Origin of the sequence: Enterobacter sp. T1-1 (genome assembly GCF_000710795.1) — a bacterium.
Classification (GTDB): domain Bacteria; phylum Pseudomonadota; class Gammaproteobacteria; order Enterobacterales; family Enterobacteriaceae; genus Enterobacter; species Enterobacter cloacae.
Genome location: NZ_JALW01000036.1, coordinates 1 through 19,194, shown reverse-complemented (window position 1 = coordinate 19,194; position 19,194 = coordinate 1). Strand labels below are relative to the sequence as shown.

Genomic DNA, 19,194 nt, shown 5'->3' with positions numbered 1-19,194 from the left:
ACGGCGACCACCGAGATCTACACTCTTTCCCTACACGACGCTCTTCCGATCTGATACCCCATCCGTGCAACGCTTACCTGGGAATGGTGCGGGAGGCGAGACTTGAACTCGCACACCTTGCGGCGCCAGAACCTAAATCTGGTGCGTCTACCAATTTCGCCACTCCCGCAAAAAAAGATGGTGGCTACGACGGGATTCGAACCTGTGACCCCATCATTATGAGTGATGTGCTCTAACCAACTGAGCTACGTAGCCATCTTTTTTTCGCGTTACCTTATCGGCGTTGCGGGGCGCATTATGCGTATAGACCCTTGCAGCGTCAACACCTTTTTCAACGAAAATGGCCGGAATGTGACTGTTTGGTTAGGTTGCGAACAGCGTGACCGAATATTCGGCAATTATTGGTTATTAATCGATTTTAGACGGTGAAATGTAAGGCAAATAAAAACAGGCCCCGCAGGGCCTGATGTTCAAATACGTGTTTATTTATAGGCAGACTGGTGAACGCCTACCGCACGTCCTGATGGATCGTTCATCGCTTTGAAAGATTCATCCCATTCAATGGCTTTCGCTGAAGAGCAGGCCACTGAAGGACCGCCTGGCACACACTCAGCAGCACTCGGTACCGGGAACAGCTCTTCGAAGATCTCACGGTACAGATACGCTTCTTTAGAGCCTGGCGTGTTGTACGGGAAGCGGAAGCTTGCTGTTTCCAGTTGTTGGTCTGAAACCTGTTTCGCCGCCACCTCTTTCAGGGTGTCGATCCAGCTGTAGCCAACGCCATCCGAGAACTGCTCTTTCTGACGCCATGCCACGCTCGCCGGCAGGTAGGATTCAAAACATTCACGCAGGATATGTTTTTCCATTTTACCGTTGCCGCACATTTTGTCCTGCGGGTTAATGCGCATGGCCACGTCGAGGAATTTTTTATCCAGGAACGGAACGCGTGCTTCAACACCCCATGCGGACATCGCTTTGTTAGCACGTGCGCAGTCAAACATGTGCAGCGCCTGCAGTTTACGTACTGTCTCTTCATGCAGCTCTTTCGCGTTCGGCGCCTTATGGAAGTAAAGGTAGCCGCCAAACACTTCATCAGAACCTTCACCTGACAACACCATCTTGATGCCCATTGCTTTAATCTTACGGGACATCAGGTACATAGGGGTGGATGCACGAATGGTCGTCACATCATAGGTTTCAATGTGATAGATCACGTCGCGGATCGCATCCAGACCTTCCTGCACGGTGAAATGAATTTCATGGTGCACGGTGCCGAGGTGGTTCGCCACGTCCTGCGCGGCTTTCAGATCCGGTGCACCTTCCAGCCCGACGGCAAAGGAGTGCAGCTGCGGCCACCAGGCTTCTGAACGCTCCTGATCTTCCACACGACGCGCCGCAAATTTCTTGGTGATGGCTGAAATAACGGAGGAGTCCAGCCCGCCGGAGAGCAGCACACCGTAAGGCACGTCTGACATCAGGTGGCTTTTAACGGAATCTTCCAGCGCCTGACGCAGCTCGGCTTTGTCAGTCACGTTGTCTTTTACCGCGTCATAGTCAAACCAGTCGCGCTGGTAGTACTGACGGATTTCACCATCTTTGCTCCACAGGTAACTACCTGCCGGGAACTCTTTAATGGTGCGGCATACCGGCACCAGCGCTTTCATTTCAGACGCAACATAGAAGTTGCCGTGTTCATCATGGCCCATATACAGCGGAATGATACCAATGTGGTCGCGGCCAATCAGATAAGCGTCTTTTTCGCTGTCGTACAGGGCGAATGCAAACATACCCTGCAGGTCGTCCAGGAACTCAGGGCCTTTCTCCTGATACAGCGCCAGAATGACTTCACAGTCAGAGCCGGTCTGGAAGGCGTAACGATCGCCATATTCGGCACGCAGCGCCTGATGGTTATAGATTTCACCGTTTACAGCCAGCGCGTGTGTTTTTTTCTCGTTATACAGCGGCTGTGCACCGGCATTGACGTCCACAATCGACAGACGTTCATGAGCCAGAATTGCTTTGTCACTGGCGTAAATACCGGACCAGTCCGGGCCGCGATGGCGCATCAGGCGGGACAGCTCGAGTGCTTTTTTACGCAGTTCGCCCGCGTCAGTTTTAATATCCAGTACGCCAAAAATTGAACACATAACCTTCTCCGTTGACCCTGTTGCTTTGTAATGTTGCTTGCTTATGAAAATGCCGCAAAGGAGAAGAGCGCGCAAGGGTTTTACCGGGTTAAACGAAAATAGTGCAATGGTGATTGCGGAATGTTGAAAAAAGAGTATGCCATGAACAGTTTTATTGATGATTATGCAATGAACTGGCGTTTTTGTTAGATATGATTTTATTGGGCGGGGCTATAAATGAAAAACCACGCCCTGAGGCGTGGTTCTGAATCAGATAATGTCAATTTCGTCGACGGAGGGGTAGATCCAGCTCGGCCGAAACGGCATCGAATCAATGTCATCAAGTTGAGAGACACCGGAGAGCACCAGAATGGTCTCCAGACCCGCCTGGAAACCGGCCAGAATATCGGTGCGCAGGTTATCACCGACAATCACCGTCTCTTCAGAGTGGGCCTGCATCGTGTTCAGCGCGGCACGAATGATCCACGGGCTCGGTTTACCGACCACAAACGGTTTACGACCGGAGATTTTTTCGATACCGGCGCACAGTGCGCCGCAGGCCGGATAGAAACCACGGCCGTGCGTATCGGGGTTGGTGGCGATAAAGCGCGCGCCGCTGGCGACAAAGTAGGCGGCCTTATGCATCATCTCCCAGTTAAACGAGCGCGTTTCGCCGACGATCACAAAGTCCGGGTTCACATCGGTAATGGTAAAGCCTGCTTTATACAGCTCGTGGATCAGCGCACCTTCACCGACCACGTAGGCTTTTTTCCCTTCCTGACGCTTCAAAAAATCTGCCGTCGCCATTGCGGAGGTATAAAACACGCTGTCCGGTACGTTGATGCCCGCAGTGGCAAAACGGTTCGCCAGATCCTGACCGGTTTGGGAAGGGTAGTTCGTGAGAAGAACCAGCGGCATTCCTTTGTCGATGATGCGGTGTAGAAACTCCGCAGCACCTGGCACGGCGACGTTGTCGTGCATCAGCACGCCGTCAATATCACAAATTACATTCTTAATGGTCATGAACAATCCGACATCAAAAAAAGAAGGCGTTACTATAAGTCCCGATTAGCTTTCCAGCAAATGCTGCAACAGGATCCCGTTGAGCATGGCGCGTTTGACCAGTGCAAACGCGCCAATCGCAGAGCGGTGATCCAGCGTCGAACGCACGACCGGTAAATTCTGACGAAACGCTTTCAACGCCTGGGTGTTAATGCAGCCTTCAATCGCGGGCAGTAACACTTTTTCCGCCTCGACGATTTCACCTGCAATCACCACTTTTTGTGGATTAAAAAGGTTGATGGCAATGGCAATGGTTTTGCCGAGGTGGCGCCCGACCTGTTCGATCACTTCGCAGGCCAGCGCATCGCCTTTATTGGCGGCTTTGCAGATGGCGCCGATTTTACAGTCGTCCAGCGTCACGCGGCTCTGGTAGCCTTGTTCCAGCAGATGACGGACGCGATGCTCAATGGCCGCGTTGGCGGCAACCGTTTCAAGACAGCCAAAATTACCGCAGTGGCAGCGCTCGCCAAGCGGTTCCACCTGGATATGACCAATCTCGCCCACATTGCCGTTACGGCCAATAAAGATACGTCCGTTGGAGATAATGCCCGCCCCGGTACCGCGGTGCACACGCACCAGAATAGAGTCTTCACAGTCCTGACTCGCACCAAAGTAGTGCTCGGCCAGCGCCAGCGAGCGGATGTCGTGACCCACAAAGCAGGTCACCTTAAAGCGCTTTTCCAGCGCCTCCACCAGCGCCCAGTTCTCGACCGGGATATGTGGCATATAACGAATGACACCGCTTTCCGGGTCAACCAGCCCAGGCAGGATCACCGAAATGGCGATGAGCTCGCGGATCTTGCGCTGACAGCTTTCGATAAAGTGCGCGATGGTATTGAGCAGCGCGTGCTCCAGTGTCTCCTGGGTGCGCTCCGGAAGAGGGTAGTGCTCTTCGGCAATGGCTTTACTGCTCAGATCGTAAAGCGTCAGGGTGGTGTCATGGCGACCAAGACGAACGCCAATGGCCTGAAAATTGCGGGTTTCGGTGATGATGGAAATTGCGCGGCGGCCTCCGGTGGAGGCCTGCTGATCGACTTCTTTGATCAGGCCGCGCTCAATAAGCTGACGTGTAATTTTTGTCACGCTGGCGGGAGCAAGCTGGCTTTGTTCGGCTATCTGAATACGTGAGATTGGCCCGTGTTGGTCAATCAGGCGATATACCGCCGCGCTGTTAAGCTGTTTAACGAGATCGACATTACCGATTTGAGCTTGTCCGCCTGGTGTCATACTTTTACTTACTCAGTGACGACCTCGTTACCATTAACGATGGTCTTAATAATTTTATAATCGTGTGTGAATGCCGTCAGGTTTGCAACCATGCCTGGTGCAATTCTGCCGAGCTGTTTATCCACGCCGATGGCACGCGCAGGATAAAGGGTTGCCATGCGCAGCACTTCTTCAAGCGCAATGCCGCAATGCTCGACCAGGTTACGCACGCCTTCAATCATGGTCAGGGAGGAGCCGCTCAACGTACCGTTTTCATCCACACACAGTCCGTTGCGGTAGTATATTGTTTTACCGGCAAAAATGAACTGCTCAATATTTGCACCTGCCGGTGCGGTGGCATCCGTCACCAGGCAAAGCTTGTCACCTTTCAGCCGCTTGGCGTTGCGAATGTTGGTGTAATCGACGTGTAAACCGTCCGCGATGATGCCGCAGTAAACGTCTGGCTCATCCAGAATCGCCCCGACCAGCCCCGGTTCACGACCCGTGATATACGGCATGGCGTTATACAGGTGTGTCGCAAAGGTAATACCCGCACGGAAACCGGCTTTTGCCTCTTTCTGCGTGGCGTTTGAATGGCCCGCTGACACGACAATCCCGGCGGCGGCCAGTTTGCTGATCACGTCAGTACCGGTCATTTCAGGTGCCAGCGTCACTTTGGTGATCACATCCGCATTGGCACACATATAGTCGACCAGTTCGGCATCAGGCTTACGCACGTAATCCGGATTATGCGTCCCTTTCTTCACCATATTCAGCCATGGCCCTTCAAGGTGCAGACCCAGAGCCTGATATGGGTGTTTCGCCAGGTATTCACGCATAACGCGGATACCCTGTTTCATCAGCTCATCGCTGCTGGTGATGAGGGTTGGCAGATAGCTGGTGCAGCCCGATTTCTCGTTCGCTTTCTGCATGATTTCCAGCGTTTCGACGGTGACGGCGTCTGCGGTGTCGTTAAACTGCACACCGCCGCAGCCGTTCAGCTGTACGTCGATAAAACCGGGGGAGATTACTGCTCCATTGAGTGAGCGCTGTTCAATCTCCGGCGGCAGCTCTGCCAGCGGACAAACACGTTCAATCAGGCCATTGGCGATAACAATCGCATGGTCATCCAGAATTTCATGGCCGGTATAAATCCGACCGTGGGTTAAAGCGTACATAACGACCCCCGGTTAAAAAAAGCGGCCGCCTCTTCATGAAGAGGCGGTTATTCAATTACAGACCTTTGATGTTCTCAGCTTCTAACTCGTTGAAGTATTTCAGCGTCTTCACCTTCAGTTCCATCGTGGACGGTTCGTCACAGACGATGACGGATTTTGGATGCAGCTGCAGGCAGCTGATGGTCCACATGTGGTTTACGTTGCCTTCAACGGCAGCCTGGAGCGCCTGCGCCTTCACGCTGCCCAGAACCAGAATCATCACTTCTTCGGCATCCAGCAGCGTGCCGACACCGACGGTCAGGGCATATTTAGGAACCTGGTTCACATCGCCATCAAAGAAGCGGGAGTTTGCCACGCGCGTGTCATGGGTCAGCGTTTTAATACGGGTACGGGACGCCAGTGACGACGCGGGTTCGTTAAACGCGATATGACCATCGTTACCCACACCGCCCATAAACAGGTGGATTTTACCGTAAGAACGGATTTTTTCTTCATACTGACGGCATTCTGCGTCAATATCAGGCGCGTTTCCATTCAGCAGGTTAATGTTTTCAGCTGGAATATCAACGTGATCAAAGAAATTACGGTGCATGAAGCTATGGTAGCTTTCCGGGTGATCCTTCGGTAAGCCGACATATTCATCCATGTTGAAGGTGACAACGTGTTTGAAGCTAACCTGGCCTGCTTTGTGCATCTCTACCAGTGCTTTATATGCGGTCAGCGGTGTGCCGCCGGTAGGGAGGCCAAGTACGAAAGGACGATCGGCGGTTGGTTTGAAGGCGTTGATACGGTTAACGATATGGCGAGCGGCCCATTTACCGACTTGTTCAGCAGTTGCCAGGGGAATCAGTCTCATTGTTCACCTCAAGAGTTTAAGTAGAAGAGTGGGCGGATGGGTATCGGGACCTGATACTTAAGCGTAACCTGGAACCTTTCAGGCCGGATCAATCCGTCTTGATTTTTCGAATGATAAAATAAGTTTTCGATGTTAGCCAGTGAAAGGGAGGGTGATAAACGATATTTGGTGACAAAAATCACAAAAAGTACGCTTTTAATTTGCGATACGAATTAATTTTTCACACACTCACAATGCCAGTGAATCATCAACTGTATTTCTAGTTCGTGACACAATAAAAAACATAGTTAATGCACGAGCCTTAACAAGGGTCTCGTAGGGGGAATAGGATGAATATTTTAGGTTTTTTCCAGCGCCTCGGTAGGGCTTTGCAGCTCCCTATCGCCGTGCTACCGGTTGCAGCACTGCTGTTGCGATTCGGGCAACCCGATCTTCTTAACGTGCCGTTTATCGCGCAAGCGGGTGGTGCGATATTTGACAACCTGGCGCTGATTTTCGCCATCGGCGTGGCGTCCAGCTGGTCTAAAGACAGCGCGGGTGCCGCGGCGCTGGCAGGGGCAGTCGGTTATTTCATCCTGACCAAAGCGATGGTAACCATCAACCCTGAAATCAACATGGGTGTTCTGGCGGGTATTATTACCGGTCTTGTCGGCGGTGCAGTGTACAACCGTTGGGCGGGTATAAAACTGCCAGATTTCCTGAGCTTCTTTGGCGGAAAACGCTTTGTTCCGATTGCGACAGGCTTTTTCTGTCTGATTCTGGCCGCTATCTTTGGTTATGTCTGGCCACCGGTACAGCATGCCATTCATGCAGGCGGTGAGTGGATCGTGTCTGCGGGCGCAATGGGTGCAGGTATCTTCGGTTTCATCAACCGTCTGCTGATCCCAACCGGCCTGCATCAGGTTCTGAACACCATCGCATGGTTCCAGATTGGTGAGTTCACCAACGCAGCAGGTACCGTATTCCACGGTGATATCAACCGCTTCTACGCGGGTGACGGCACCGCGGGCATGTTCATGTCCGGTTTCTTCCCAATCATGATGTTTGGTCTGCCGGGCGCTGCACTGGCAATGTATCTGGCCGCGCCAAAAGCGCGTCGCCCAATGGTTGGCGGCATGCTGCTCTCCGTTGCGGTAACGGCGTTCCTGACCGGTGTTACTGAGCCACTGGAATTCCTGTTCATGTTCCTGGCTCCGCTGCTGTACCTCATGCACGCGGTGCTTACCGGTATCAGCCTGTTTGTGGCCACCCTGCTGGGCATTCACGCGGGCTTCTCCTTCTCAGCCGGTGCGATCGACTACGTGTTGATGTACAACCTGCCGGCAGCCAGCAAAAACGTCTGGATGCTGGTTGTGATGGGCCTGGTGTTCTTCGTTGTCTACTTCCTCCTGTTCAGCGCGGTTATTCGTATGTTTAACCTCAAAACGCCGGGTCGTGAAGATACAAAAGATGACGTCGTAACCAGTGAAGCAAACAGCAATACCGAAGAAGGGTTGACCCAGCTGGCAACCAGCTATATCGCCGCGGTAGGCGGTACCGACAACCTGAAAGCCATTGATGCCTGTATTACCCGTCTGCGTCTGACCGTTGGCGACTCTGCGCGCGTAAGCGATGCCATGTGCAAACGCCTGGGTGCGTCTGGTGTGGTGAAACTGAACAAACAAACCATCCAGGTTATTGTGGGTGCGAAAGCCGAATCTATCGGCGATGAAATGAAAAAAGTGGTTGCCCGTGGACCGGTTGCTGCTGCCTCAACGGATAGCGCGCCTGTGGCTGATGCTCCGGTTGCTAAACCGCAGGCTGTACCAAACGCCGCTACTATCGCCGCGCTGGTTTCACCGGTTACGGGTGAGGTGGTCGCGCTTGAGCAGGTACCTGACGAAGCGTTTGCCAGCAAAGCGGTCGGTGACGGTGTTGCGGTGAAACCAACGGAGAAAACCGTTGTGTCTCCTGCGGCGGGCACCATCGTGAAAATCTTTAACACCAACCACGCGTTCTGCCTCGAAACCGAAAAAGGCGCGGAGATCGTGGTTCATATGGGTATTGATACCGTTGCGCTGAACGGCCAGGGCTTTACTCGCCTGGTAGAAGAGGGCGCAGAAGTGGTTGCAGGCCAGCCGATTCTGGAAATGGATCTGGACTTCCTGAACGCCAATGCCCGTTCGATGATAAGCCCGGTGGTATGCAGCAACATCGACGACTTCAGCGGCCTGGTGCTTCAGGCGAAAGGTCAGGTGGTTGCGGGGCAAACGCCACTGTATGAGATTAAAGGCAAGTAATCGCTCCTGAGTAGAGTCATGCCTTAAGCGGCGGGGGAGATCCTCCGCCGCTTTTTTTTGCAGCAAATGCCCCCATTATTTTCTTCCGGGACGTTTTAAGGGTTGTCACTACGTCCGGCTTATAAGATCATATGCCGTTATACGTTGTTTACGCTTTGAGGAATCCACGATGAGTGAGGCAGAAGCCCGCCCGAGTAACTTTATTCGTCAGATCATCGATGAAGATCTGGCCAGTGGTAAGCACACCACAGTGCATACGCGTTTCCCGCCGGAGCCTAATGGCTACCTGCACATTGGTCACGCCAAATCGATCTGCCTGAACTTTGGTATCGCACAGGATTACCAGGGGCAGTGCAACCTGCGTTTCGATGACACCAACCCAGTAAAAGAAGACATCGAATACGTTGAGTCCATTAAGAACGACGTGCAATGGCTGGGCTTCAACTGGTCTGGCGATATCTGCTACTCCTCTGACTATTTCGATCAGCTGTATGCCTATGCCGTTGAGCTGATCAATAAAGGTCTGGCCTATGTTGACGAGCTCTCTGCAGATGAAATCCGTGAATACCGCGGCACGCTGACGGCACCGGGTAAAAACAGCCCGTTCCGCGATCGCAGCGTGGAAGAGAACCTGGCGCTGTTTGAAAAAATGCGTGCTGGTGGTTTCGAGGAAGGTAAAGCGTGCCTGCGTGCCAAAATCGATATGGCATCACCGTTTATCGTGATGCGCGACCCGGTGCTGTACCGCATTAAATTCGCTGAACATCACCAGACCGGTAACAAGTGGTGCATCTACCCGATGTACGACTTCACCCACTGCATCAGCGATGCGCTGGAAGGCATCACCCACTCGCTGTGTACGCTGGAATTCCAGGACAACCGTCGTCTGTACGACTGGGTGCTGGATAACATCACGATTCCGGTGCATCCGCGTCAGTACGAGTTCTCTCGTCTGAATCTGGAATACACCGTGATGTCCAAGCGTAAGCTGAACCTGCTGGTGACCGATAAGCACGTTGAAGGCTGGGACGACCCACGTATGCCGACCATCTCTGGTCTGCGCCGTCGTGGCTACACCGCGGCGTCAATCCGTGAGTTCTGCAAACGCATTGGCGTGACCAAGCAGGATAACACCATTGAGATGGCGTCTCTGGAATCCTGCATTCGTGAAGATCTGAACGAAAACGCGCCGCGCGCGATGGCCGTTATCGACCCGGTAAAACTGGTTATCGAAAACTATCCGCAGGGTGTGAGCGAAATGGTCTCGATGCCTAACCATCCGAACAAACCGGAGATGGGCTGCCGTGACGTACCGTTCAGTGGTGAAATCTGGATCGATCGTGCTGACTTCCGCGAAGAAGCAAACAAGCAGTACAAGCGACTGGTGCTCGGTAAAGAGGTGCGTCTGCGTAACGCCTATGTGATCAAGGCTGAGCGCGTAGAAAAAGATGCGGAAGGCAACATCACCACGATCTTCTGCACATACGATGCCGAGACCCTGAGCAAAGATCCAGCGGACGGTCGTAAGGTGAAAGGCGTGATCCACTGGGTCAGTGCATCACACGCGTTGCCGGTAGAGATTCGTCTGTACGATCGTCTGTTCAGCGTGCCTAACCCAGGCGCAGCAGAAGACTTCCTGGCGACCATTAACCCGGAATCGCTGGTCATCAAACAGGGTTACGCTGAGCCATCCCTGAAAGCGGCTGAGGCGGGTAAAGCGTTCCAGTTTGAACGTGAAGGTTACTTCTGCCTGGACAGCCGTCACAGCACCGCTGAAAAACCGGTATTTAACCGTACGGTCGGTCTGCGTGATACCTGGACGAAAATCGGCGAATAATAACGCTGCGCTGGTCAATGAGAAACAAACGCCGCGTAATGCGGCGTTTTTTTATAGAGTGATCATGCCTTTAAAGCGGTAGCCAAATAGCGTTTATTAAAATAACAGGTCAATGTGGTGCTACTTATTTTTTTTAAAAAAAGTTTATCCCCTTTCAAAATTCTGATGCACCGTAAAAAGAATATCATTAACGCGTTACTTATTGAAAATCGGCCTTTTCCCCCGCCAGTACTGGCATCCCGTTAAATGTTACAAAGCACTACCAATTATGTGCTCTTCGTCATAATCCTGAGTTTTAGCCACCGAAAAGCATTGATAATTCGCGTCGCGAAAAATAACCTAAAGACGGTAGTTATTCGAGGGTATTTCCGACTACCCCTGACCATCAGGTCTTTTATATTTTTCGCCGTTTTAGGCGTTTTAATTCGTCAAAGAGGAATAATCTATGCGTACGTTCAGTGGCAAACGTAGTGCGCTGGCGCTGGCTATTGCCGGTGTGACAGCAATGTCAGGCCTGGTGGTGACGCCAGACGCTAAAGCAGCAGGCTTCATCGATGATTCAACCCTCACGGGCGGTATTTATTACTGGCAGCGTGAACGTGATCGTAAAGATGTCACGGAAGATAAATATAAAACGAACCTTTCTCACTCTACCTGGAACGCCAATCTGGATTTCCAGTCTGGTTACGCTGCCGATATGTTCGGTCTGGATATTGCCGCCTTCACGGCAATTGAAATGACGGAAAATGGTGACAGCGGCCACCCGAACGAAATAGCCTTCTCCTCCAGTAATAAAGCGTATAAAGAAGACTGGTCTGGAGATAAAAGCGGTATCAGCCTGTATAAAGCTGCCGCGAAATTTAAATACGGCCCGGTATGGGCGCGCGGTGGTTATATTCAGCCAACCGGTCAAACCCTGTTAGCACCGCACTGGAGCTTTATGCCAGGTACCTATCAGGGGGCAGAAGCGGGCGCCAATTTTGATTACGGTGACGCAGGTGCGTTGAGCTTCTCGTATATGTGGACCAACGAGTATAAAGCGCCGTGGCATATCGAAATGGACAAGTTCTACCAGAACGATAAAAAAACCAAAGTGGATTATCTTCACTCGCTGGGCGCGAAGTACGACTTTAAAAATGATTTAGTGCTTGAAGCGGCATTTGGTCAGGCGGAAGGTTATATCGATCAGTATTTTGCTAAGGCCAGTTATAAATTTGACATCGCGGGTAGCCCGCTGAGTACCAGCTACCAGTTCTACGGTACGCGAGATAAAGTCAGTGATGGTGGCGTGAATGATATTTATGACGGCACGGCGTGGTTGCAGGCGCTGACCTTCGGCTACAAAGTCGGTCAGGTAGATTTGCGTCTTGAAGGAACGTGGGTAAAAGCGGAAGGGCAGCAGGGCTACTTCCTGCAGCGTATGACCCCAACCTATGCATCTTCAAACGGTCGTCTGGATATCTGGTGGGATAACCGTTCCGACTTCAACGCCGATGGCGAAAAAGCAGTCTTCTTCGGCGCAATGTATGATCTGAAAAACTGGAACCTGCCAGGCTGGGCGGTGGGGGCATCTTACGCCTACGCATGGGATGCGAAGCCTGCTGATATGGCAACGCCAGACGCATACTACGATCCAAACTATCGTCTCAAAGAATCCGCTTACAGCCTGGATGCGATCTACACCCTGCAGGATGGTCGCGCCAAAGGGACCATGTTCAAACTGCACTTTACACAATACGACAACCACTCCGATATCCCGAGCTACGCGGGCGGTTACGGCAACATCTTCCAGGATGAACGCGACGTGAAATTCATGGTTATCGCACCGTTCACCATCTTCTGATGACTCGTCCGGCGGGGTAATTCCCGCCGGACCGGAGACTACATATGAAAAAGATTGTAATCGTCGCGTTGCTGGCATCGGGACTGGTGGCTTGTGCGCAGAATCAGGCCCCGAAAGAGGACTCCCGTCTGAAAGAAGCCTACAGCGCGTGTATCAATACGGCGGAAGGTTCGCCGGAGAAGATCGAAGCCTGTCAGAGCGTGCTGAATGTGCTGAAAAAAGAGAAAGCGCATGAACAGTTCGCAACCCAGGAGAATATTCGTGTAATGGATTATCAGGCCTGTATCCAGGCGCGTAAAACCGGTAACGATCAGGAAGTCGCGAAGCGTTGCGATCAGATCTGGAAAGAGATTCGCAGCAACAACAGCCATTAACCCGCTGTTATCATGCCCGGTAGCGCTGCGCTGCCGGGCTTTTTTTTGGTTCATCGCAGGTAAGCGTGAACCAATAGAAAACGGCAGTCAGAACGTTTAGGTTTGTATTCGCCAAAACACACCCTGAACCTTCAAAACTGCCGTCACTATGAATGCTAACCTGACTTCTCTTTTCTGGAAAGGATTCAGTGTCTTTTCCTGCACTGAAATTGCCCACGATACCCTGCTCATCCGCCTTCAGCCCCTGACTGCCCAACCGCCATGTTGTCGTGGATGCAACCGCAGCACTCCTCATATTCACGATACTTCCCTGCGGCGTGTCAGGGAGCGTGAGCTGCTCAACTGGAAGGTCTGGCTGGATGTGCCTGTTCGCCGTCTGCGCTGTTCATTCTGCGGCATTATGACCGAAAAAATCGACTGGCTGCCTGAGCGTCAGCGATACACCGCCACCCTGTCAGCGTGGGTTGAATCACTCGTCCGGTTACTTCCGGTTAAGCATGTAGCCAGTCTGACCGGACTGCACTGGCATACCGTTAAGCATATCGATTACCGGAGGCTGCAGCGGGAGGTTCGTGAACCACAACGGCATACCCTGCGTCGCCTGATGATGGATGAGTTCGCCCTGTTTAAAGGACACCGTTACGCCACGGTAGTGGCGGACGCTGATACGCAGCAGGTACTGTGGGTGGGAGAAGGACGCAGCAGAGCCGCCTTCCGGCCCTTCTTCACCTGGCTGGGGCCGGAAGGATGTGCTGCCATAGAATCGGTTGCTATGGATATGAACACCGCATTCGACCTGGAAGTCAGGGAGCACTGCCCGCAGGCACAGGTTGTGTATGACCTGTTCCATGTGGTTGCAAAGTTCGGTCGTGAGGTGATTGACCGCGTCAGAGTCGACCAGGCAAATCAGTTGCGGGATAACCCGAAGTCCCGTCAGGTCATCAAACGTAGTCGCTGGTTATTACTGCGCAATCCGGAGAACCTGCCGGAAGGACATGAGGTCAGGCTGTCAGAGCTGCTGGAAGCCAATCAGCCGTTAAATACCGTCTATGTCATGAAAACGGCGCTGAAAGAGTTGTGGTATGCAGCAGATGAAGAAACAGCCCGGCGGCGCTGGAATGAATGGTACAGGCAGTCACAGGAAAGCGGCATCAGGGCGCTGAAACAGTTCGCCGACAAGCTGAAAGGATATGTAAGCGGGATAATAGCCAGCGTGAGGCACAGACTAAACACCAGCGTACTGGAAGGGATGAACAACAAGATCAAGGTGATAAAGAGAATGGCATATGGATACCGGGATAACGACTACTTCTTCCTGAAGATAAAAGCAGCGTTCCCCGGTAAAGCGCGATGAACCAAAAAAAAGCCAACCTTGCGGCTGGCTCAGAGTATGAAACGTGTTTATTTCGCGTCGTGCGCGTGATCGTCTTCGCGGCAATCGCCTTCAGCGCAATGACCATACAGGTACAGGCTGTGGTTCGTCAGGCGGATACCGTGACGTGCGGCGATTTCACGCTGGCGAGATTCAATGGAATCATCGCTGAATTCAATGACCTTGCCGCAATCCAGGCAGATCAGGTGATCGTGGTGATGCTGTTGAGTCAGTTCGAATACAGATTTACCGCCTTCGAAATTATGACGGGTGACAATGCCCGCGTCATCAAACTGGTTCAGCACACGATAGACGGTTGCCAGCCCAATCTCTTCGCCCATGTCGATAAGACGCTTATAAAGGTCTTCCGCACTGACATGGTGATTGTCTGGACCCTGAAGCACTTCAAGGATTTTTAACCGAGGAAGCGTAACTTTCAGGCCAGCCTTCTTTAATGCGGTATTGTTGTCAGTCATGCGGAATCTGTCCTGTTGCTAAACGATTCACTTCTGTAGGAAGTGACAGAAATTGCACCCGGGATAATGCGTCTCATTATAGAACTGCCATGGCTAAATGAAAACTGCAAGTCTCAGGTAAAGTATGCTTATAAAAACGTGGTATCACCAACAAACTTGCATTGTGAAAGCCACGTTTTATCAGGGGGTCATTGTACAGGTCTGGGCGAAAAAGTTAAAAGATTGTAGCAATTAATTTAATCGGTTTGACCTGGTTTATGGGCGCAACCACCGTTGCGCCGCAAGAATCATCAGGCGTTGAGAATATCGTCCAGGTGCAGCTCTTCACGGATCTGCTTAACCCATTTTTCAACGCGCTCGGCGGTCAGTTCTGGCTGACGATCTTCGTCAATCGCCAGACCCACGAAGTGATCGTCGTCTGCCAGACCTTTAGACGCTTCGAAGTGGTAACCAGCGGTAGGCCAGTGACCTACAATAACGGCACCGTTTGGCTCAATAATGTCGCGGATGGTGCCCAGCGCATCACAGAAGTACTCTGCATAGTCTTCCTGGTCGCCGCAGCCAAACAGGGCAACCAGCTTGCCGTTGAAATCCACCTCTTCCAGCGTTGGGAAGAAATCATCCCAGTCACACTGGGCTTCACCGTAATACCAGGTCGGAATACCCAGCAGCAGGATGTCATAGCCTTCGAGATCTTCTTTGCTGCTCTTGGCGATGTCGTGCACATCGGCAACGTCTTTACCGAGCTGTTTTTGAATGTTTTTTGCGATATTTTCGGTATTGCCGGTATCACTGCCGAAGAAAATGCCGATAATTGCCATGAGTAAAATAACCTCTTGATACTTAATGGTATGGTGGCGCAATTTGTCCACGGATAAAGGCAATAATAGCAGAACAGGCAACCCTGCGGAAACAGCTATCGCGCAGGACTGCACTCTGTGCTACATGAAAAGGGTAATAAAGGGATTTTTCGGACTTATGCCTTACTGCGCATGGTCTCGAGTTGGGTGAGTAACATCTCTTCGATCAGCTCGCTGCGGCTGATATTACGTGCGTCAGCCAGTTCGTTTAGCGCATCGACAGCGTCGGCGTTGAGCTTCAGTTCGACACGCTTAAGCCCACGATTTTTATCGCGTTTAAGCTGGTTGCGTTTATTAATACGCAGCTGTTCGTCGCGCGAAAGCGGATTCGTTTTTGGTCGTCCCGGTCGACGCTCATTCGCGAACAGATCTAGTGTCGTACGGTCCGTTTGTTCTTTGGCCATGATTCTGAGACTTCGGGGGAAACACGCCGCCCTGCTAATGCCTGGGCGATAAGCGCGCCATCATACATCACCAAAAACGGCACGCCAACGACTGGAAGCCCGCAGCCTTCCAGTCGCTCTCTTTTTAATCAATTTGCCGTATCAGTCAGATAGCGGCGAATGGCGCGTAAGACGGCGTCTGGTTTTTCCGCATGAACCCAATGTCCGGCGCCAGCTATGACATGAGCGCGTGCCTGCGGGAATTGCGCCAGCAGGGTATCGCGACAGGCGTCGGTAACGTAGGGCGAATTGCCGCCACGAATGAAGAGGGTAGGGTGCGGCCATGCCGGTACGGTTTCCCAACCAACGATGTTATCGTACTGCTCCCACAGCACCGGCACGTTGAACCGCCACTGGCCGTCAACGAACGATTTCAGCAGAAACTGGATAACCCCTTCTTCATCCAGATGCTCACGCATAACGACGGCTGCCTGTTGGCGCGTCGAGACGCCAGCGTTGGTCACCGCGTTGATGGCGGCGAAAATCTCATCATGGCGACGGACGTTGTAATCCACCGGGGCAACATCTATGACCACCAGGCCACTTATTCTTTCTGGTGCCAGAGCCGTCAGGGCCATGACCGCTTTGCCGCCCATTGAATGCCCGATCAACGTCACTTTCTCGAGATTGTTGGCATCCAGCGTATCCAGCAGATCCTGCGCCATGGCCGCATAGGTCATCTCTTCTGAACGCCCGGAAAGGCCATGATTTCGCATATCCACCTGCAAAATATCGTGATCGGTAACCAGATCGCGTGCCAGCACGCCCAGGTTATCCAGGCTGCCAAACAGCCCGTGAACCAGTACGATGGGAGGATTCGTGTTCGGCGATTGTGCAGATTGCGCTCGGGTATTCAATTTCATGGCAAAGTTCTTTTTTTAGGTGTGACAGGTTAGGGTATTATGTTGACCATTCTGCCGCCCGGCTGCAAGGTTCCAGTTTAATCTGACTTTTGCCGCCAACCTGGTTTGACGCTATCCGCTGTTGGGATTTGACTTTATAATCTCAACGACTTGTATTCAGATAAGATATCGCACTGGATTAAGATGAAAACAATCGAAGTTGATGACGAACTCTATCAGTTTATTGCCAGCCAAACGCGGCATATCGGGGAGAGCGCGTCCGACATTTTACGGCGTATGCTTAAAATTTCCGCCGCCTCACCGTCTGCTACCCCAGCCACTAAAGATGTCGTGTCTCAGCCGAGTGTTGTTGCACAAGCAAAACCTGCCGCCGTGCAGGTGAAAGACAAAGTACGTGCGATGCGCGAGCTGCTGCTGTCTGATGAATATGCAGAGCAGAAAAAAGCGGTCAACCGCTTCATGCTGGTGCTGTCTACACTTTATTCACTGGATAACAAGGCGTTTGCTGAAGCGACTGAGTCGCTGCACGGTCGCACGCGCGTCTATTTCGCGGGCGACGAGCAGACGCTGCTGCAAAATGGCAACCAGACCAAACCTAAACATGTCCCTGGCACACCGTACTGGGTCATCACCAATACCAATACGGGCCGCAAGTGCAGCATGGTTGAACACATCATGCAGTCCATGCAGTTCCCGGCGGAATTGATTGAAAAGGTTTGCGGTACAATTTAACCCTTGCATCAGAAGGACCCGGTAATGGCAAATCACAGCCGTGCAGGCCAACCTGCACAACAAAGCGATTTGATTAACGTCGCTCAGCTGACCGCGCAGTATTATGTGCTGAAACCGGTCGTGGGCAACGCAGAACACGCAGTGAAGTTTGGGACATCAGGCCATCGCGGTAGCGCGGCACGCCATAGCTTTAACGAACCGCACATTCTGGCCATTGCTCAGGCCATCGCGGAAGAGCGCGCCAAAAACGGTGTTACCGGTCCGTGCTACGTGGGGAAAGATACTCACGCCCTGTCTGAACCGGCATTCATTTCCGTGCTCGAAGTTCTGGCGGCGAATGGCGTTGATGTAATTGTGCAGGAAAATAACGGTTTCACCCCAACGCCTGCCGTCTCTAACGCTATCCTTGTGCACAACAAAAAAGGTGGCCCACAGGCTGACGGTATCGTTATCACGCCTTCTCACAACCCGCCGGAAGACGGTGGTATCAAATACAACCCACCTAACGGTGGCCCGGCAGATACCAACGTCACCAAAGTGGTGGAAGACCGCGCCAACGCCTTAATGGCCGATGGTCTGAAAGGCGTTAAGCGTATTTCTCTGGATGCGGCCATGGCGTCCGGCCACGTGAAAGAGCAGGACTTGGTGCAGCCGTTCGTGGAAGGGCTGGCGGATATCGTCGATATGGCGGCTATCCAGAAAGCTGGCCTGAAGCTGGGTGTGGATCCGCTGGGCGGCTCCGGTATTGAATACTGGAAACGCATTGCAGAGCATTACAAGCTGGATCTGACCATCGTTAACGATCACGTCGATCAGACCTTCCGCTTTATGCACCTTGATAAAGACGGCGCGATCCGTATGGACTGCTCCTCCGAGTGCGCGATGGCAGGCCTGCTGGCACTGCGTGACAAATTTGATCTGGCTTTCGCCAACGACCCGGATTATGACCGCCACGGTATCGTTACCCCGGCCGGGCTGATGAACCCAAACCACTACCTGGCTGTGGCAATCAACTACTTGTTCCAGCATCGTCCACAGTGGGGCAAAGAGGTGGCTGTTGGTAAAACGCTGGTCTCCTCTGCGATGATCGACCGCGTGGTCGACGCGCTGGGTCGCAAGCTGGTGGAAGTGCCGGTGGGTTTTAAATGGTTTGTTGACGGTCTGCATGACGGCAGCTTCGGCTTTGGTGGTGAAGAGAGCGCAGGGGCATCCTTCCTGCGTTTCGACGGCACACCATGGTCAACCGACAAAGACGGTATCATCATGTGTCTTCTGGCGGCGGAGATCACCGCGGTCACCGGCAAGAACCCGCAGGAACACTACGACGAGCTGGCGGCGCGCTTTGGTGCACCGAGCTACAACCGTATCCAGGCAAGCGCGACCTCCGCACAGAAAGCAGCCCTGTCTAAACTCTCTCCGGAGATGGTCAGTGCCAGCACGCTGGCCGGTGATCCCATCACGGCCCGTCTGACGGCAGCGCCGGGTAACGGTGCCTCTATCGGTGGTCTGAAGGTGATGACCGAAAATGGCTGGTTCGCCGCGCGTCCATCCGGTACGGAAGATGCGTACAAAATCTATTGTGAAAGCTTCCTCGGCGCTGAGCATCGCCAGCAGATTGAGAAAGAAGCGGTAGAGATTGTCAGCGAAGTGCTGAAAAACGCGTAAGTGGTGTTTGGTGCGGGCTGAT

At 52.6% G+C, this 19,194-nt stretch carries 16 protein-coding genes and 2 tRNA genes; 7 read left to right on the top strand and 11 right to left on the bottom strand.

The window, feature by feature from the left end:
• Positions 1-84 precede the first annotated feature (84 nt).
• The 7 genes from AK59_RS0112960 to nagB all read right to left on the bottom strand — a co-directional run bounded on the left by AK59_RS0112960 (position 85) and on the right by nagB (position 6,428).
• Positions 85-169 (bottom strand) — tRNA-Leu (locus tag AK59_RS0112960).
• Positions 170-178: 9 nt separating this feature from the next.
• Positions 179-255, bottom strand: a tRNA-Met gene (locus tag AK59_RS0112955).
• A 227-nt stretch (positions 256-482) separates the two neighbouring features.
• Positions 483-2,147 (bottom strand): asparagine synthase B, encoded by a 1,665-nt coding sequence (asnB, locus tag AK59_RS0112950; protein WP_013097572.1) that lies wholly within the window; start codon positions 2,145-2,147, stop codon positions 483-485.
• A gap of 249 nt (positions 2,148-2,396) precedes the next feature.
• On the bottom strand, positions 2,397-3,149 hold the full coding sequence (gene nagD, locus AK59_RS0112945; RefSeq protein ID WP_013097571.1) for a ribonucleotide monophosphatase NagD: 753 nt from the start codon (positions 3,147-3,149) through the stop codon (positions 2,397-2,399).
• Between the two features lie 45 nt (positions 3,150-3,194).
• Positions 3,195-4,415: a DNA-binding transcriptional regulator NagC gene (nagC, locus tag AK59_RS0112940; protein ID WP_013097570.1), complete on the bottom strand. Its 1,221-nt coding sequence runs from the start codon at positions 4,413-4,415 to the stop codon at positions 3,195-3,197.
• An 8-nt stretch (positions 4,416-4,423) separates the two neighbouring features.
• Positions 4,424-5,572: an N-acetylglucosamine-6-phosphate deacetylase gene (gene nagA, locus AK59_RS0112935; RefSeq protein WP_029882956.1), complete on the bottom strand. Its 1,149-nt coding sequence runs from the start codon at positions 5,570-5,572 to the stop codon at positions 4,424-4,426.
• A 55-nt stretch (positions 5,573-5,627) separates the two neighbouring features.
• Positions 5,628-6,428 carry a glucosamine-6-phosphate deaminase gene (gene nagB, locus AK59_RS0112930; RefSeq protein ID WP_013097568.1) on the bottom strand — a complete coding sequence of 267 codons (801 nt, stop codon included), beginning with the start codon at positions 6,426-6,428 and terminating at the stop codon, positions 5,628-5,630.
• A gap of 329 nt (positions 6,429-6,757) precedes the next feature.
• On the opposite strand from nagB, the gene nagE reads away from it, so the two are divergent.
• From nagE to AK59_RS0112905, 5 genes are all read left to right on the top strand, one after another.
• Positions 6,758-8,707 carry a PTS N-acetyl glucosamine transporter subunit IIABC gene (gene nagE / locus AK59_RS0112925; protein WP_020684946.1) on the top strand — a complete coding sequence of 650 codons (1,950 nt, stop codon included), beginning with the start codon at positions 6,758-6,760 and terminating at the stop codon, positions 8,705-8,707.
• Positions 8,708-8,876: 169 nt separating this feature from the next.
• The gene (gene glnS / locus AK59_RS0112920; protein ID WP_029882955.1) at positions 8,877-10,544 is read left to right on the top strand and encodes a glutamine--tRNA ligase; all 1,668 of its coding nucleotides are present in this window, start codon (positions 8,877-8,879) and stop codon (positions 10,542-10,544) included.
• A 445-nt stretch (positions 10,545-10,989) separates the two neighbouring features.
• Positions 10,990-12,387 carry a chitoporin ChiP gene (gene chiP / locus AK59_RS0112915; protein WP_029882954.1) on the top strand — a complete coding sequence of 466 codons (1,398 nt, stop codon included), beginning with the start codon at positions 10,990-10,992 and terminating at the stop codon, positions 12,385-12,387.
• A 44-nt stretch (positions 12,388-12,431) separates the two neighbouring features.
• Positions 12,432-12,761, top strand: coding sequence for a ChiQ/YbfN family lipoprotein (chiQ, locus tag AK59_RS0112910; RefSeq protein WP_013097564.1), 330 nt, complete (start codon positions 12,432-12,434; stop codon positions 12,759-12,761).
• Positions 12,762-12,909: 148 nt separating this feature from the next.
• Positions 12,910-14,115, top strand: a complete 1,206-nt coding sequence (locus tag AK59_RS0112905) for an ISL3 family transposase (protein ID WP_029882953.1) — start codon at positions 12,910-12,912, stop codon at positions 14,113-14,115.
• A gap of 47 nt (positions 14,116-14,162) precedes the next feature.
• On the opposite strand, the gene fur is transcribed toward AK59_RS0112905, so the two are convergent.
• From fur to ybfF, 4 genes are all read right to left on the bottom strand, one after another.
• Positions 14,163-14,609, bottom strand: coding sequence for a ferric iron uptake transcriptional regulator (gene fur / locus AK59_RS0112900; RefSeq protein WP_010428651.1), 447 nt, complete (start codon positions 14,607-14,609; stop codon positions 14,163-14,165).
• A gap of 290 nt (positions 14,610-14,899) precedes the next feature.
• Positions 14,900-15,430, bottom strand: coding sequence for a flavodoxin FldA (gene fldA, locus AK59_RS0112895; RefSeq protein WP_008501067.1), 531 nt, complete (start codon positions 15,428-15,430; stop codon positions 14,900-14,902).
• 155 nt (positions 15,431-15,585) lie between these two features.
• Positions 15,586-15,873 (bottom strand): LexA regulated protein, encoded by a 288-nt coding sequence (gene ybfE, locus AK59_RS0112890; protein ID WP_013097563.1) that lies wholly within the window; start codon positions 15,871-15,873, stop codon positions 15,586-15,588.
• A gap of 128 nt (positions 15,874-16,001) precedes the next feature.
• On the bottom strand, positions 16,002-16,775 hold the full coding sequence (ybfF, locus tag AK59_RS0112885; protein ID WP_013097562.1) for an esterase: 774 nt from the start codon (positions 16,773-16,775) through the stop codon (positions 16,002-16,004).
• A gap of 183 nt (positions 16,776-16,958) precedes the next feature.
• On the opposite strand from ybfF, the gene seqA reads away from it, so the two are divergent.
• Together seqA and pgm are read left to right on the top strand one after the other, a co-directional pair.
• On the top strand, positions 16,959-17,507 hold the full coding sequence (seqA, locus tag AK59_RS1000000125000; protein ID WP_023621116.1) for a replication initiation negative regulator SeqA: 549 nt from the start codon (positions 16,959-16,961) through the stop codon (positions 17,505-17,507).
• 24 nt (positions 17,508-17,531) lie between these two features.
• On the top strand, positions 17,532-19,172 hold the full coding sequence (gene pgm / locus AK59_RS0112875; protein ID WP_020684950.1) for a phosphoglucomutase (alpha-D-glucose-1,6-bisphosphate-dependent): 1,641 nt from the start codon (positions 17,532-17,534) through the stop codon (positions 19,170-19,172).
• Positions 19,173-19,194 lie beyond the last annotated feature (22 nt).

Coding starts and splice junctions, on each gene's coding strand:
- asnB (WP_013097572.1), bottom strand. CDS start 2,147: ATGTGTTCAATTTTTGGCGTACTGGATATTAAAACTGACGCGGGCGAA.
- nagD (WP_013097571.1), bottom strand. CDS start 3,149: ATGACCATTAAGAATGTAATTTGTGATATTGACGGCGTGCTGATGCAC.
- nagC (WP_013097570.1), bottom strand. CDS start 4,415: ATGACACCAGGCGGACAAGCTCAAATCGGTAATGTCGATCTCGTTAAA.
- nagA (WP_029882956.1), bottom strand. CDS start 5,572: ATGTACGCTTTAACCCACGGTCGGATTTATACCGGCCATGAAATTCTG.
- nagB (WP_013097568.1), bottom strand. CDS start 6,428: ATGAGACTGATTCCCCTGGCAACTGCTGAACAAGTCGGTAAATGGGCC.
- nagE (WP_020684946.1), top strand. CDS start 6,758: ATGAATATTTTAGGTTTTTTCCAGCGCCTCGGTAGGGCTTTGCAGCTC.
- glnS (WP_029882955.1), top strand. CDS start 8,877: ATGAGTGAGGCAGAAGCCCGCCCGAGTAACTTTATTCGTCAGATCATC.
- chiP (WP_029882954.1), top strand. CDS start 10,990: ATGCGTACGTTCAGTGGCAAACGTAGTGCGCTGGCGCTGGCTATTGCC.
- chiQ (WP_013097564.1), top strand. CDS start 12,432: ATGAAAAAGATTGTAATCGTCGCGTTGCTGGCATCGGGACTGGTGGCT.
- AK59_RS0112905 (WP_029882953.1), top strand. CDS start 12,910: ATGAATGCTAACCTGACTTCTCTTTTCTGGAAAGGATTCAGTGTCTTT.
- fur (WP_010428651.1), bottom strand. CDS start 14,609: ATGACTGACAACAATACCGCATTAAAGAAGGCTGGCCTGAAAGTTACG.
- fldA (WP_008501067.1), bottom strand. CDS start 15,430: ATGGCAATTATCGGCATTTTCTTCGGCAGTGATACCGGCAATACCGAA.
- ybfE (WP_013097563.1), bottom strand. CDS start 15,873: ATGGCCAAAGAACAAACGGACCGTACGACACTAGATCTGTTCGCGAAT.
- ybfF (WP_013097562.1), bottom strand. CDS start 16,775: ATGAAATTGAATACCCGAGCGCAATCTGCACAATCGCCGAACACGAAT.
- seqA (WP_023621116.1), top strand. CDS start 16,959: ATGAAAACAATCGAAGTTGATGACGAACTCTATCAGTTTATTGCCAGC.
- pgm (WP_020684950.1), top strand. CDS start 17,532: ATGGCAAATCACAGCCGTGCAGGCCAACCTGCACAACAAAGCGATTTG.